Source organism: Pseudomonas putida, assembly GCF_026625125.1.
Classification (GTDB): domain Bacteria; phylum Pseudomonadota; class Gammaproteobacteria; order Pseudomonadales; family Pseudomonadaceae; genus Aquipseudomonas; species Aquipseudomonas putida_X.
Genome location: NZ_CP113097.1, coordinates 2,594,736 through 2,609,225, shown reverse-complemented (window position 1 = coordinate 2,609,225; position 14,490 = coordinate 2,594,736). Strand labels below are relative to the sequence as shown.

The window sequence follows — 14,490 nt, the reverse complement described above, 5'->3', positions numbered from 1 at the left end:
CTGGGATATAGCAGTTTGCGGGCCAACTACGCAGGTGAAGCCACATGAAACATAAAGCGCAAGGCTCTGGCGTGGGGCATGCCCGCTCATGGCGCACGACACGAGGGCACGCATCAGCCCTGTTTCGGTGCTCGAATCAGCCAGGGTGTTTCCCCGCGAACAGGACAGCCCGCCGCCACAATCGGTAGACTGGCAACCCAGTCACATACCGTCCACGGCCAAGGAACCGCCATGCCTCTCGCCCCTGCCATCCCCATCCTGCGTATTTTCTCGGTCGAAAAGGCCAAGGAGTTCTACCTCGACTTCCTCGGCTTCACCCTGGACTGGGAGCACCGCTTCAGCCCGGACCTGCCTTTGTATGCGCAAATTCATCGCGACGGCCTGATCCTGCACCTGAGCGAGCACCACGGCGACGCGTGCCCAGGCTCGTCGGTGTTTGCCCGCACCGACGAACTGCTGGCACTGCAACGTGAACTGCAGGACAAGCAGTACGGCTATGCCCGCCCACAGGCTGAGCGCGTCGATTGGGGCCTACAGATGCAGATACGCGACCCGTTCGGCAACTTGCTGCGTTTCTGCCAGCAGATCGATGACGAGGCCGCGCCATGAAAGCATTGGGCAAACGCGAACTGGCTCGCCTTGAGCGTGAACTGGTGGCATGCCTGACCGACGCATGCGAAACGGCCAAGGCACAGATCGTCGGGTTCAGCTGGCTGACCCATCGCCTGGACCCTGAACAGTTCCCTGCCAGCTTGCGCATCACCTGGGTCTTCGAGCGCGAAGTCGACAAGGCCGCAGCGCTGGCGGGTGATGCCAAGGCACGCATGCTCAAGTTGACAGCCCAGGCGCTGGACGAAGCAGGTGTAGCGCTGGATCACCCGGCATGGCATGTGCGCTTTGACAGCGAAGAGGCGTGTGAGCGAAGCCATGGCGGGGATTGGAACAGGCGGCTCGGTGCTGCGCGCTAGCGCTGGAGGCAGTCACATGGCGCAATGCTGGCCCTGATCGGCCCCAAGGACACCGCGAATCCATCGCCAGCCCCGCGCCCCCAATTCGTGACTGGGCGTTCCCGATCCGCGGCGGATGTATTATCGTGGCGAGGTGCGCATATAACAGCAGCCCGAGCGATCGGGCACTTGCAAGACAATCGAGGGTGTCATGAGTAACGAAAGCATTAACTGGGACAAGCTGGGTTTCGACTACATCAAGACCGACAAGCGCTACCTGTCCGTATGGCGCAACGGTGAGTGGGACAAAGGCACCCTGACCGAAGACAATGTGCTGCACATCAGTGAAGGCTCCACTGCCCTGCACTATGGCCAGCAGTGCTTCGAAGGCCTGAAGGCCTACCGCTGCAAAGACGGCTCGATCAACCTGTTCCGCCCTGACCAGAACGCCGCCCGCATGCAGCGCAGCTGCGCTCGCCTGCTGATGCCGCAGGTGCCGACCGATGTGTTCATCGAGGCCTGCAAGCAAGTGGTCAAGGCCAACGAGAAATTCGTCCCGCCACACGGCAAGGGTGCCCTGTACCTGCGCCCGTTCGTGATCGGCACCGGCGATAACATCGGCGTGCGCACCGCCCCCGAGTTCATCTTCTCGGTATTCGCCATCCCGGTTGGCTCGTACTTCAAAGGCGGCATGAAGCCGCACAACTTCCAGATTTCCAGCTTCGACCGCGCCGCGCCACAGGGCACCGGCGCCGCCAAGGTCGGCGGCAACTATGCAGCCAGCCTGCAGCCAGGTGCTGAAGCCAAGAAAGCCAACTTCGCCGACGCCATCTACCTCGATCCGCTGACCCACACCAAGATCGAGGAAGTCGGCTCGGCCAACTTCTTCGGCATCACCGCCAACAATGAATTCATCACCCCGAAATCGGCCTCGGTACTGCCAGGTATCACCCGCCTGTCGCTGATGGAACTGGCGTCCTCGCGCCTGGGCCTGACCGTGATCGAAGGCGATGTCGAAATCAACAAGCTCGACCGCTTCATCGAAGCGGGTGCCTGCGGCACCGCCGCGGTGATCACCCCGATCGGTGGCATCGAGTACAACGGCAAGCTGCACGTGTTCCACGACCTGGAAAAAGTCGGCCCGGTCACCCAGAAGCTCTATAACGAGCTGACTGGCATTCAGAGTGGCGACGTCGAAGCACCGGCTGGCTGGATCGTCAAGGTCGCCTGAGCCTTCGCGCAACGCTGAACCGCAGGGCATGCCAGACGCTGGCATGCCCTTTTTTCTGCCTGATAGGACCGGCCTCATCACTGGCAGGCCGCCTCCCCCGCAATTGCGTCAACTTTGCAAATCTGCAGCCAGATGAATTTTTCTTAAATTCCCGGCAGTCTATTCTTTGGCACAATCAAGCCTCCACTAGACGCCCAGGAACCAGCATGCCACGCGTACTGACCATCGAAGACGACGCCGTCACCGGCCAGGAAATCGTCGCCGAACTCACCAGCCACGGTCTGGAAGTGGATTGGGCAGACAATGGCCGTGAAGGCCTGGCCAAAGCCATCGGCGGCGGCTATGACCTGATCACCCTGGACCGCATGCTGCCTGAGGTCGATGGCCTGACCATCGTCACCACCCTGCGCAACCTTAAAATCGCAACGCCAATCCTGATGATCAGCGCTCTGTCCGACGTCGATGAGCGTGTCCGAGGCTTGCGTGCCGGTGGCGACGACTACCTGACCAAGCCGTTCGCCTCCGACGAGATGGCTGCACGGGTGGAAGTGCTGCTGCGGCGCAACAGCGTGCCGATGACCCAGACCCGACTGCAGGTCGCCGACCTGCAACTGGACCTGATCAGCCATGAGGCCCGCCGCGGCGACCAGACGCTCAACCTGTTGCCAACCGAGTACAAACTGCTGGAGTACCTGATGCGCCACAGCGGCCAGGTGATCACGCGGATGATGATCTTCGAGGAAGTTTGGGGCTACCACTTCGACCCTGGCACCAACCTGATCGATGTGCATATCGGCCGCCTGCGCAAGAAGATCGATTCCCCCGGGCAAGCGCCGCTGATCCGTACCGTACGGGGCTCCGGCTATGCCATTGCTGAACCCAACTAAGGGCTGGAGCTCCTCGACCAGCCGCCTGCTGGCGTTGTACAGCTTCCTCTTCGTGGCCTGGAGCAGCATCCTCATGGGGGTGCTGTATTTCGAGGTGTCCAGCTACCTGAACAAGCTTACCCGCCACTCCATGCTGCAGCGCCAGCACCTTTTCGCACACATGAGCGGCAAGCAGCTGGACGACGCCCTGATCGCCAGCCAGGCATTCGAGGAGCGTGCCTTCGATGCCTACGGCCTGTTCGACGCCCAGCTCAACCCGATCGGCGGGCGCATCCGTGCTATCCCGCCGGAACTGGGCCTGGACGGCAAGGTGCATGAACTCGAGCGCTGCCTGGACGCCGATGACCCGCACATGCCGCGTGACAGCTGCGACGCGGTGGCAATCAAGGTTCAGGACGGCCGCTGGCTGGTCCTGCTGCGCGACAACGGCTCGTTGTTCGTGGTGACACGCATCATCCTGCACGCGTTGCTATGGGGCATATCGCTGACACTCATCCCTGGCTTCGCTGGCTGGTACATGCTGCGGCGCAGGCCTTTGAAACGCATTCGCGCGATACAGGCGCAGGCAGAGCTGATCGTCGCCGGCGACCTCACCCACCGCCTGCCACTGTCGGCCCGGCGCGACGAACTGGACATGCTGGCGGCCATCGTCAACGCCATGCTTGACCGGATCGAACGGCTGATGCACGAGGTCAAGGGCGTGTGCGACAACATTGCCCACGACCTGCGCACACCGCTCACCCGCCTGCGAGCGCAGCTGTACCGCATCCGCCAGCAGAGCGGGTTGGACTCAGCGCAAGCCGAAGCACTGGACCAGGCCATCGGCGAAACCGATACCCTGATGGCACGTTTTCGTGGCCTGTTGCGCATCAGTGAGCTGGAGGATCGCCAGCGCCGCGCCGGCTTCATTGAGCTTCACCCGCGTGAGTTGCTGGTGGAGTTGCACGATTTCTACCTGCCCCTGGCTGAAGATGGCGGCATCCGCCTGCAGCTGCAGCAGCCTGAGCACCTGGCGGCGCTGCATGGGGACCGTGAGTTGCTGTTCGAAGCGCTGGCCAACCTGGTGGGCAATGCCATCAAGTTCACGCCAGAAGGTGGCCGGGTAGCCATTACCGCGACGCAGGACGAGACAGGCGTGCATATCGCTATCGAGGACAGCGGACCTGGGATTCCGGAACAAGAGCGCACTGCAGTGCTGAAGCGGTTCTATCGCAGCGATGAAGGCCACCGCCACCCGGGATTCGGCCTCGGTTTGTCGATCGTTGCGGCGATCGTCGACTTGCACGGGTTTGGGCTGGAGGTGGGTGACAGTGAGCTGGGCGGGGCCAAGCTGGTCTTGCATTGCCCATTGGCGGGGTTGCCGAGGTAAAAGCGGGAACTGCTGTGCAGTCCATCGCCGGCAAGCCCACCACGACAGCACAACCGTCAAGCCCTGCACAATACCTGTGGGCTTGCTCAGCTCTCACCAACACCACGCAACCTTCAAGCCCTGCGCAATACCTGTGAGCTTGTTCGGCTCTCACCACCACGCAACCTTCAACCCCTGCGCAATACCTGTGGGAGCCGGCTTGCCGGCGATGGGGCCGCTAAGCGGCCCCCGTTAATCAGTCAGCCAGACGCCAGGTAGTGCCACCCTTGCCGTCTTCCAGCACCACCCCCATGGCGGTCAGCTGGTCACGGATCCGGTCGGACTCTGCCCAGTTCTTGTCGGCACGCGCCTGCAGACGCGCCTGGATCAGCGCCTCCACTTCAGCCGCATCGACCTTGCCTTCAGCCCCTGCACGCAGGAAGTCATCGGCCTCCAGCTGCAGCACACCCAGCACATCACCCAGCTCGCGCAGGCGACCGGCCAGGCCAGCAGCCGCATCCGGCTCGCTGTCGCGCAGGCGGTTGATCTCGCGCACCAGGTCGAACAGCACGGCACAGGCTTCGGGGGTGTTGAAGTCGTCGTTCATCGCCACGCTGAAGCGCTCGACGAATTCCTCGCCACCCTTGGCTGCCACACGCGGCAAACCCCGCAGTGCGTGATAGAAGCGCTCCAAGGCACCTTTGGCATCACGCAGGCTGTCTTCGGAGTAGTTGATAGCACTGCGGTAGTGACTGGCCACCAGCAGGTAGCGCACCACCTCCGGGTGGTATACGTCGAGCACGTCACGGATGGTGAAGAAGTTGTTCAATGACTTGGACATCTTCTCGCCATTGATGCGGATCATGCCGCAATGCATCCAGGCATTGGCGTACTGCTTGCCGGTCGCCGCTTCGCTCTGGGCGATTTCGTTCTCGTGGTGCGGGAACTCCAGGTCGCTGCCGCCACCGTGGATGTCGAAGCTCTCGCCCAGGCAGCAGGTGGACATCACCGAGCACTCGATGTGCCAGCCCGGACGGCCCGGCCCCCACGGCGAATCCCAGTACGGCTCGCCCGGCTTGACGCCCTTCCACAGGACGAAGTCGAGCGGGTCCTGCTTGGCCTCATCGACCTCGATGCGGGCACCGATGCGCAGGTCCTCGATCTTCTTGCGCGACAGCTTGCCGTAGCCGACGAACTTGCCGACCCGGTAGTACACGTCGCCATTGCCGGGCGCGTAGGCGTAGCCCTTGTCGATCAAGGTCTGGATCATCGCGTGCATGCCGGCGATATGGTCGGTGGCACGCGGTTCCTGGTCCGGCTTGAGGATGTTCAGGCGCCGTTCGTCCTCGTGCATCGCATCGATCATGCGGGCCGTGAGCGCGTCGAAGGTTTCGCCGTTCTCGTTGGCCCGGTTGATGATCTTGTCATCGATGTCGGTGATGTTGCGCACATAGGTCAGCTCATAGCCGCTCTTGCGCAGCCAACGGGTGACCAGGTCGAAGGCCACCATGCTGCGGCCATGGCCCAGGTGGCAGTAGTCGTACACGGTCATGCCGCACACGTACATACGCACCTTGTTGCCATCGAGCGGCTTGAAGACTTCCTTGGTTTTGCTCAGCGTGTTGTAGATGGTAAGCACGGCGGTTCCTTAGCTGCCCCAGGAGTCACGCAGGGTGACGGTGCGGTTGAACACCGGGCGGCCCGGCTGGCTGTCCTTGAGGTCGGCGCAGAAGTAGCCTTCGCGCTCGAACTGGAAGCGGTCTTCAGGCTGCGCCTGGCCCAGCGACGGCTCGGCACGGCAGCCGGTCAGCACTTGCAGCGAGCCCGGGTTGATGTTGTCGAGGAAGCTGGCGCCCTCCTCGGCCTTCTCTGGGTTCGGCGAGCGGAACAGGCGGTCGTACAGGCGCACTTCGCATTCGACACTGGCGTCTGCCGGCACCCAATGGATCACGCCCTTGACCTTGCGGCCCTCGGGGTTCTTGCCCAGGGTCTCCGGGTCGTAGGAGCAGCGCAGCTCGACGATGTTGCCATCGGCGTCCTTGACCGCTTCGTCGGCGCGGATCACGTAGCTGCCACGCAGGCGCACTTCACCGGCCGGCTCCAGGCGCTTGTAACCCTTTGGCGGCTCTTCCATGAAATCGTCGCGGTCGATGTACAGCTCGCGAGCGAAGGGCAGCACGCGCACGCCCATGTCTTCCTTGGGGTGGCGCGGCAGTTCGAGCTGCTCGACCTGGCCTTCAGGGTAGTTGGTGATGACCACTTTGAGCGGGCGCAGCACGCACATGGCGCGTGGCGCGGTGCGGTCGAGGTCGTCACGGATGCTGAATTCGAGCATCGACATGTCGACGACGCCGTCGGAGCGGTTGGTACCGACCATCTCGCAGAAGTTGCGGATCGAGGCCGGGGTGTAACCGCGACGGCGGAAGCCCGACAGGGTGGACATGCGCGGGTCGTCCCAGCCGCTGACATGTTTCTCGTCGACCAGCTGCTTGAGCTTGCGCTTGGAGGTGATGGTGTAGTTCAGGTTGAGGCGGCTGAACTCGTACTGACGCGGGTGCGCCGGTACCGGCAGGTTCTCGAGGAACCAGTCGTACAGCGGCCGATGGCCTTCGAACTCCAGGGTGCAGATCGAGTGGGTGATGCCTTCGATGGCATCGGACTGACCATGGGTGAAGTCATAGTTGGGGTAAATGCACCACTTGTCACCGGTCTGGTGGTGGTGGGCATGACGGATGCGGTACAGGATCGGGTCGCGCAGGTTCATGTTCGGCGAGGCCATGTCGATCTTGGCCCGCAGCACGCGCTCGCCATCCTTGAACTCGCCAGCCTTCATGCGGGCGAACAGGTCGAGGTTCTCTTCGACGCTGCGCTCACGGAACGGGCTGTTCTGGCCAGGCTCGGTCAGGCTGCCACGGTAGGCCTTGGCCTGATCAGGGGTCAGGTCGCAGACATAGGCCTTGCCACGCTTGATCAGTTCAACGGCCCAATCGTGCAGTTGGTCGAAGTAGTTCGAGGCATAACGCACCTCGCCGGCCCAGTCGAAGCCCAGCCATTTGACGTCGCGCTGGATGGCATCGATGTACTCCTGGTCTTCCTTGGCCGGGTTGGTGTCGTCGAAGCGCAGGTGACAGACGCCGCCGAACTCCTTGGCCAGGCCGAAGTTGACGCAGATCGACTTGGCATGGCCAATGTGCAGGTAGCCATTGGGCTCCGGCGGAAAACGAGTGACGATGCTGCTGTGCTTGCCCGAGTCCAGGTCGGCCTGGATGATCGGCCGCAGGAAGTTCGCAGGGACGGCGGGGGCGCCTTTGGCAGCGGCGTTGGGCGCGTTGTCGGCAGTGGGCTTGCTCATAGGATCCTTGAATGCACGTGTCCGGCCTGGGTAGGCCGATTGAATCAAAGGGCCTATCATAGCCGAAGCAGTCAAGCTGCTGACAGCCAGGCTCGGACAAACTGCCGTGATTTATCGTAGCTTTTTGTCGCGGCCTGGCAAAATGGCCAGTGCGCGCCATGTGTCGCGGTCGCCCGATCCTGCGTCAGGTGACTACAGGCGCACTGCGCACCCTAATTCCCGAATGCCTTGAAAGAGCGAATTCCAGCATGTCCAAAGTCAAACTGACCACCAACCACGGCGTTATCGTCCTGCAACTGGACGCCGAAAAGGCGCCGCTCACCACGGAAAACTTCGTTCAGTACGTCAAGGACGGTCACTACGACGGCACCGTGTTCCACCGTGTGATCAAGGGTTTCATGATCCAGGGCGGCGGCTTCGAGCCAGGCATGAGCCAGAAGAAGACCCGCGCCAGCATCCAGAACGAAGCTGACAACGGCCTGAAGAACACCAAGTACAGCATCGCCATGGCCCGCACCATGGACCCGCACTCGGCCTCGGCCCAGTTCTTCATCAACGCCTCCGACAACGACTTCCTCAACCACAGCGGCAAGAACACCCAGGGCTGGGGCTACGCGGTGTTCGGCGAAGTAACCGAAGGCCGTGAAATCGTCGACGCCATCGAAAAGGTTGCCACCGGTTCCAACGCTGGCCACCAGGACGTACCTAAAGACGACGTGATCATCGAGAAAGCCGAGATCGTTGAGTGATACTGCTGATCTCTGATCTGCATCTGCAAGAAGAACGCCCGGACATCACCCGGGCGTTTCTTGATCTGCTCGACGGCCGCGCACGCCACGCCGATGCGCTGTACATCCTCGGCGACTTCTTCGAAGCCTGGATCGGCGACGATGCCATGACGCCCTTTCAGCAGTCGATCTGCCAGGCCCTGCGCCGGCTGAGCGACAGCGGCACGGCCGTCTACCTGATGCACGGCAACCGCGACTTTTTGATTGGCGAGGGCTTCTGCCAAGCGGCCGGCTGCACCTTGCTGGCCGACCCCAGCGTGATCAGCCTTGGCGGCGAGCAGGTTTTGCTGATGCATGGCGACACCCTGTGCACCCGCGACATCGGCTACATGAAAATGCGCCGCTATCTGCGCAACCCGTTGAGCCTGTGGGTTCTACGGCACTTGCCGCTTGCCACCCGGCAGAAGCTGGCGCGCAAGCTGCGTAGCGAAAGCCGTGCCCAGACGCGCATGAAAGCCACCGACATTGTCGATGTCACAGCCGAAGAAGTGCCAGCGGTGATGGCGGCGCACGGTGTGAAAACGCTGGTGCATGGCCACACTCACCGGCCGGCGATCCACAAGCTGGTGGTGAACGGGGAGCCGGCCCGGCGCATCGTGCTGGGCGATTGGGACCGTCGCGGCTGGACTCTGCAGGTCGATGCGCAGGGCTTTCAGTTGGAACCCTTCGAGTTTTCCTGAAACGGATGGCTTGGCCATACCGGCCTGATCGCCGGCAAGCCGGCGCTACAAATACGCTGTGGCGAACCTGTAGATGCCGGCTTGCGGGCGATCAGACCGGTACTGGTTTGCAACTCATGGCCGGCTCGCCACCGCCGCCTTGTCACCTTCGCTGATCACATACTGCCGATACTCAGGGTCAGCCTTGATTTGCGCCTCGGTGAACGGAATGGGCGCCAATTGCTTGGCCGAGAAGGCCTTGGTCTGGTCGCTCGAATGGGCCGAAGCGGCTTCGCTGGATTGCGAGAAGGCCAACAGCCCCCGCGCCTGCGGCCCATCCTCGGTGAAACTGACCAGTTGCAGGTAACTGGTGCCACTGACCACCAAGCGCTTGCCCGGCCCATGCGGGACGCTGTAGATCGCGTTGTACACCCCCATCGCCTGCGCGCCGCCCGGTACCGGCGTGCCATCGGCCGCCTGCTGGATCTGCCCCCAACGGCTGCCTTCAGCAACCCCGGCTTTGGCGACCTGCTGCAGGGAGGCCAGCGCCGCTTCGCGCAGCAACTTGCGCACCGCGGCCTGCTCCACTGCCAACCCGCGGGGGGTGTGTTGCGGGTCTGCCGGATCAAACGCCACCCGCCAGCTTTGCGGATGCCTGGCCATGTGTTCGACGATGTTCTGGAAATGCACCAGGCCAATCCCACTGTCAAGGTCAGCCTTGCCATCCCAGCTTGCCAGGCTCGTACATAACGCCTGCAAATCGGCCTCAGCGCCTTTGCACCATTGCAGCAAGTCTGGAAGCACCAGGCTGGCCAGGTAGACCTCGTCATCCATCACCATACGCTGCAGGTCCTCCACGCCCAGCTTGGCCTTGCCTTGCAGGCGCTCGAGCGCGAAGCGCCCGCGCATACCCAATGGCTGGTCGCTGCGGCTGATCAGCGGTGAGTAACCGGTCAACGGCTGGGCGGGGTTGGTCATCCACGCCGGGTCGTTGGAGCTCTGCACGAAATCGTTGCGCGCAAGGCTGGGCAACAGACGCGGCGGGAAGATGCCAGGCTGCGCCGCCTGGGCATCGACCTTCCACTGGCAGGCGCTGCGCGAGCCATCGAGCACTACCAGCGGGCCTTGCGCCGCCGGGTTGCTGCACTGGCTGAGCAACTGCTGGTCCACGTAGGGCACCACCGACTGGTTAAGGTAGAGCGCCTTACCGCCCGAATCGACAGCCAAGGTGTTGACCCAGGGTATGCCTTGCAGCTGCTCGATCGAGCCCTGCAGTGCCGCCAGGCTATCGGCACGGTTGATGCGATACCACTGCTGCAGCACACGGGTATTGTCCAGATTGGCGTCACGCAGGCTGTAGGCGGTTTTGCTGTCCCAGTCCAGGCGGCCTGGCCACTGCACCACGGGCCCGAATTTCGAGCTGTAGACCTGGCGCTCCACCTGGCTCAGTGTGCCATCTTCAGCCTTGACCGTGACACTCACAGCCTGCCGGGTCAGGGGCAAGGACTTGCCATCGAACACGTACCGCGTCGGGTCTTGCGGGTCCAGTTGCAGTTTATAGAGCGTGAAGTGTTTGGAAGTATCGACCGTATGAGTCCAGGCCAGATGACGGTTGAAACCAATGTTCACTACCGGCAAACCAGGCAGTGCGGCCCCCATCACGTCCAGCTGGCCTGGGATGGACAGCTGCATCTGGTAGAAGCGCATCCCGCCCCTCCAGGGGAAATGCGGGTTGGCCAGCAACAGGCCGCGGCCGTTGGCCGAACGCTCTGCGCCCACGGCAACGGCATTGCTGCCCCGTTCAGAAGCGAAACGCTGTTGCTGGGCAAGTGCCTCGCCGAAAGTGTGCGCTGCCTGCTGGCTGGTCAACTGTGGCGGTTGAGCACCCGCCAACGCTTCGGCGAATTGCCCCAACCCGCCCTCCGCCAGCAGACGGCGGGTCAGCTTGATCAGGTCCAGGCTGGTGATCGGCCGCAACCACTGGCCATCCCCGCATTCTGCCGGCAGCCCTTGGCTACGGCGCTCGGCCAGGGCACGGTTGAAACCACTGGCATAGCCTTCCAGCAAATCGCGCACCTCAGAGGGTTGGGCCTGGAGGAAGCTGTTGACCGCGGTCGGCGTATTGAGCCAGGTGAAGAACAGGTCGCTGGCCAGGTTATCGCGCTGCTCGAGGGTTTTGCCCTGCGCGCCAAAAAAGCGCGAACGTTCTCCGTTGACCGTCAGCACTTCATTGGCCAGCAGGCATAGATTGTCTTGGCCATAGGCATAACCGATGCCGTAACCCAGACCGCGCTCATCCTTGGCCACGATATGCGGCACGCCGAAACTGGTGCGCCGGATTTGCGCACTGGCATCGCTACTGGCCGCTTGCGCCTGCGCGGCGAGGCTTGAGGCAACCAACGCGGCCGCAAGGCCAACGCAGGTCATAGGTCTTGAAATTGAGAGCACGGGCACTCCTGGGCTTCTGGGATCATTCCCAATCAGACGAACACCCAGATGAAAATTTTACGCAGCAGGCGCATCAGATTCGTCTTCATGACACAGGCAGCGATTTTTTTTGCGCAAAAGCTGCAGTTTCTCCGCGCTCATTCGTCCTAGTAAGTGAGGCACCCATATTTCGGGACAGTCCACGAAAAGGAGCATTCACATGTACAACCCGCAACCTTCACTTCAGCCCGGGCGAACCCCGGCCGAGGCGGCCAATGGACAGGACGCCTGCGGGGAAGAGCGTGTCGGCAACGAGCAGATCCGCGAGTTGCTGCGCACCTATGGGCTGCGTACCAGCCTGATTCGTCTCAAAGTGATCGATGCCCTGCACAGCGCCGGCCGCGCCGGGCGCAGCATTGGCGTGCGCGGGGTGCACGCGCATCTGGAACAACTGGATATTCCGCTGTCGTTTCTCAGTGTGCGGGAGGTGCTCAAGCGACTGTGCGCAGAGGGCGTGATCCACTTGGGCAACGACAAGTGCTACAGCCTCAACCCGCAAGCGCGCGCTGTGCTCGAGCAGCCCTCTTCGCGCTGAGCGCAAGGCCGGCCATCGCTGGCCGGCCGGCAAGGGTCAGGGCTTGACCTTGCGCCGCAGAATCCCGTTGATCACGACCACCACTACTGCAATGGCGATGGCCAGCATCTGGAAGGTCTGTTCGCTGATGGTGCCCTGTTTCTGCAGGTGCGACAGGCCCAGCATGAGGCCCAGCACCACCAGGATGATCAGAATCGAATATTTGAGGCGCTGCACGTGTGTCATCGATAGTTCCTTGCAACATCGGGGGCAAATGGCTCGCAACGAGCCGGCGCCATGATACAACGCCCGTGGCTTTTGGCGCTGCATTTCCTGCTTAGCGCGGCCCCTCAAGCCTGAAAGCATTGGCCTCCCCACCCCCCTGTTGGAGGCTCCATGCTCAAGCCCGCCCTGCTCATTCTGTTGTTACTCCCCGCTCTGCCCACCCACGCGCTGGATGTCCGCCAGATACCGCCTGAACGATTGCTCGAACTGGGCCGCGAACTGGCGGCCCACGCCGGCAGCAGTCAATGGCAGCAGTTATGGCAGCGAACGAGGGCGTCCGGGCACCTGAACGCCGAGCCTGGCCACGCCCATTTCACCCTCGAGCAGCCGCAGCTGCCCAAGCTCGCCTACGAAACCTTGGCCGGCGCCGGGCAGGTCGAAGCCGTAGGCAAGACCCTGGCGCTCTACCGCAGGTCCTTCCCCGATAAGGTACTGGGCCGGCACGACAAACAATCGCTCAGTGCACTCTGCCTCGTGGTGGATTGGCGCAGCCTGCCTCAAACCATGGCCAGTCGGCCCCACGCCTACCTCGCCAACGTGAGCTTGATGCATGTTTACCCCTGCGTTGAGGGTACTGGCACCCAGTTGCCTCACGGAAAAGCGCCCCCCTGAGTATCAACGCCTGTAGGGCAACGCCAGAGCGATGTCCTACAACGCGCGAAATCGTTGCCTTCAAATCCTGCACCTTGAGGCTACAACAGCTGGACCACTTGGCGCCTAGCGACAGTCTTCGTCACTCACTGACAATCCGCTCATGCCAGCGACAGAGCGCCGATGCTAATCGCCGACACGTCATTGCGGCATATCCAAGCATCGCGCCCCACCAACCGCGAGGGAGCCACATATGGAATTGCAAGATCTCACAGCCATAGACATCAGCCAGCTACCGCATTCGCTGCAGTCCCTGATCGAGTGTATCGGCATCGAAAACGCCTACCAGCTCACCTGTGCCTTTGGCGGCAGACCCAAGTACATCCCCAAGCACCGCGAGCGAACCAAGCTCGCCGAGATACTCCCGGGTGAGGCCCTCGACGCCCTGATCAAGCGCTTTGCCGGTGTGGCGCTGGAAATTCCCAAGCCAGACCACTTCCTGCGGCAATTGCGCAACCTGCAAATCCAGAAAGAAAGCGCCGAGGGCCTGTCACGCAGCCTCTTGGCCGACAAGTACGGCCTGAGCCTGCGCCAGATCGGCAATATCCGTCGCCAGGAGCCTTGCACGCGCTGACGACATCCACCCGGCCGCACTGACGGCCGTCTTTGCAGCACCCATTAAAAAGAGAATCGAGCTATGTCCATCGACAACAGCCTAATCGGATCGGTCATCAATGCCTTGCCCATGGACCGGATGATCGCCGGGCCACTACAAGCCATGGTTCAGGCGCAGGTCACTGCGAGCAAGTCCTATGCGGACTTCCTCATGCAGGTCTGCGTACAGGATGGCAAAGCGGTCGCCATCCAGTTCGACTATGACGAGACCATCGTCAACGAACAGGGCGAATACAAAGGTGTCGTCAACAAGTCCATGAAGGTGCCGCTGCTGGCGGCCATCACCCACCCCAACATTGTCATCGAAGAAGGAACGGTCGACTTTGAGCTGACCATCAGCCAAGCGGCTGAGGATTTCAGTGAGTCGAGCAAAAGTGGCGAAGTGGCTGGGTCACTCGGCTGGGGCCCTTTCAAGCTGGACATGAAGGGCAGCATCAGCCACAAGTCCACGCAGACCCGCAAGACCGATACCCGCGCCCGCTACGCGTTCAATACCACCTTACGCCGCCAGGACCCGCCAGAGGCCGTGATGAGAGTCATCGATTTTCTCACCGATGCCGCCACCAAACCAACGGTGGTACCTAACTCGACCCTGGTGAGCACCGATACGATTTCCAATGCCGACGTACTGAAGGGCGATACAGCGAACACCCCCTCCCCAAGTCCCAGCACGCCCTGACGCTTAGCCCTGTCTCAAAATGTCCGCCTCGCTGAGCACAGCGGGGC

At 62.2% G+C, this 14,490-nt stretch carries 15 protein-coding genes; 11 read left to right on the top strand and 4 right to left on the bottom strand.

Going from position 1 to position 14,490, the window contains the following annotated elements:
• Positions 1 to 231: 231 nt before the first annotated feature.
• The 5 genes from OSW16_RS12045 (at position 232) to OSW16_RS12025 (ending at position 4,434) form a co-directional block, all read left to right on the top strand.
• Positions 232 to 609, top strand: coding sequence for a glyoxalase superfamily protein (locus OSW16_RS12045; RefSeq protein ID WP_267823398.1), 378 nt, complete (start codon positions 232 to 234; stop codon positions 607 to 609).
• Positions 606 to 968: a hypothetical protein gene (locus tag OSW16_RS12040; protein WP_267823396.1), complete on the top strand. Its 363-nt coding sequence runs from the start codon at positions 606 to 608 to the stop codon at positions 966 to 968. The genes OSW16_RS12045 and OSW16_RS12040 overlap by 4 nt, the downstream gene beginning before the upstream one ends.
• 190 nt (positions 969 to 1,158) lie before the next feature.
• Complete coding sequence (locus OSW16_RS12035) at positions 1,159 to 2,178, top strand: branched-chain amino acid aminotransferase (protein WP_267823394.1); 1,020 nt, start codon at positions 1,159 to 1,161, stop codon at positions 2,176 to 2,178.
• A gap of 206 nt (positions 2,179 to 2,384) precedes the next feature.
• The gene (locus OSW16_RS12030; RefSeq protein WP_241805783.1) at positions 2,385 to 3,065 is read left to right on the top strand and encodes a response regulator transcription factor; all 681 of its coding nucleotides are present in this window, start codon (positions 2,385 to 2,387) and stop codon (positions 3,063 to 3,065) included.
• Positions 3,043 to 4,434, top strand: coding sequence for a sensor histidine kinase (locus OSW16_RS12025; RefSeq protein WP_267823392.1), 1,392 nt, complete (start codon positions 3,043 to 3,045; stop codon positions 4,432 to 4,434). The genes OSW16_RS12030 and OSW16_RS12025 overlap by 23 nt, the downstream gene beginning before the upstream one ends.
• 235 nt (positions 4,435 to 4,669) lie before the next feature.
• Here the strand turns inward: OSW16_RS12025 and cysS are convergent, their stop codons facing one another.
• Both cysS and OSW16_RS12015 read right to left on the bottom strand, forming a co-directional pair.
• A complete protein-coding gene (cysS, locus tag OSW16_RS12020; RefSeq protein WP_267823390.1) occupies positions 4,670 to 6,052 on the bottom strand; it encodes a cysteine--tRNA ligase in 1,383 nt (460 codons plus the stop codon).
• A 9-nt stretch (positions 6,053 to 6,061) separates the two neighbouring features.
• On the bottom strand, positions 6,062 to 7,765 hold the full coding sequence (locus tag OSW16_RS12015) for a glutamine--tRNA ligase/YqeY domain fusion protein (protein ID WP_267823389.1): 1,704 nt from the start codon (positions 7,763 to 7,765) through the stop codon (positions 6,062 to 6,064).
• A gap of 248 nt (positions 7,766 to 8,013) precedes the next feature.
• On the opposite strand from OSW16_RS12015, the gene OSW16_RS12010 reads away from it, so the two are divergent.
• Positions 8,014 to 8,514 carry a peptidylprolyl isomerase gene (locus OSW16_RS12010; RefSeq protein WP_267823387.1) on the top strand — a complete coding sequence of 167 codons (501 nt, stop codon included), beginning with the start codon at positions 8,014 to 8,016 and terminating at the stop codon, positions 8,512 to 8,514.
• Positions 8,511 to 9,233 carry a UDP-2,3-diacylglucosamine diphosphatase gene (locus tag OSW16_RS12005; RefSeq protein WP_241805788.1) on the top strand — a complete coding sequence of 241 codons (723 nt, stop codon included), beginning with the start codon at positions 8,511 to 8,513 and terminating at the stop codon, positions 9,231 to 9,233. Before OSW16_RS12010 ends, OSW16_RS12005 begins: the two co-directional genes overlap by 4 nt.
• 114 nt (positions 9,234 to 9,347) lie before the next feature.
• On the opposite strand, the gene OSW16_RS12000 is transcribed toward OSW16_RS12005, so the two are convergent.
• Positions 9,348 to 11,639, bottom strand: a complete 2,292-nt coding sequence (locus OSW16_RS12000) for an acylase (RefSeq protein WP_267823943.1) — start codon at positions 11,637 to 11,639, stop codon at positions 9,348 to 9,350.
• A gap of 220 nt (positions 11,640 to 11,859) precedes the next feature.
• Here OSW16_RS12000 and OSW16_RS11995 point away from each other — a divergent pair, with 220 nt between their 5' ends.
• Positions 11,860 to 12,234: a fe2+ zn2+ uptake regulation protein gene (locus OSW16_RS11995; RefSeq protein ID WP_241805789.1), complete on the top strand. Its 375-nt coding sequence runs from the start codon at positions 11,860 to 11,862 to the stop codon at positions 12,232 to 12,234.
• A 36-nt stretch (positions 12,235 to 12,270) separates the two neighbouring features.
• Here OSW16_RS11995 and OSW16_RS11990 read toward each other — a convergent pair whose 3' ends face one another.
• Positions 12,271 to 12,459, bottom strand: coding sequence for a hypothetical protein (locus OSW16_RS11990; RefSeq protein ID WP_016394938.1), 189 nt, complete (start codon positions 12,457 to 12,459; stop codon positions 12,271 to 12,273).
• A gap of 150 nt (positions 12,460 to 12,609) precedes the next feature.
• On the opposite strand from OSW16_RS11990, the gene OSW16_RS11985 reads away from it, so the two are divergent.
• From OSW16_RS11985 to OSW16_RS11975, 3 genes are all read left to right on the top strand, one after another.
• Positions 12,610 to 13,110, top strand: a complete 501-nt coding sequence (locus OSW16_RS11985) for a hypothetical protein (protein ID WP_267823382.1) — start codon at positions 12,610 to 12,612, stop codon at positions 13,108 to 13,110.
• Between the two features lie 232 nt (positions 13,111 to 13,342).
• Positions 13,343 to 13,723, top strand: a complete 381-nt coding sequence (locus tag OSW16_RS11980) for a Mor transcription activator family protein (protein WP_241805791.1) — start codon at positions 13,343 to 13,345, stop codon at positions 13,721 to 13,723.
• A 63-nt stretch (positions 13,724 to 13,786) separates the two neighbouring features.
• Complete coding sequence (locus tag OSW16_RS11975) at positions 13,787 to 14,443, top strand: DUF2589 domain-containing protein (protein ID WP_267823380.1); 657 nt, start codon at positions 13,787 to 13,789, stop codon at positions 14,441 to 14,443.
• The last annotated feature ends 47 nt before the right edge of the window (positions 14,444 to 14,490 follow it).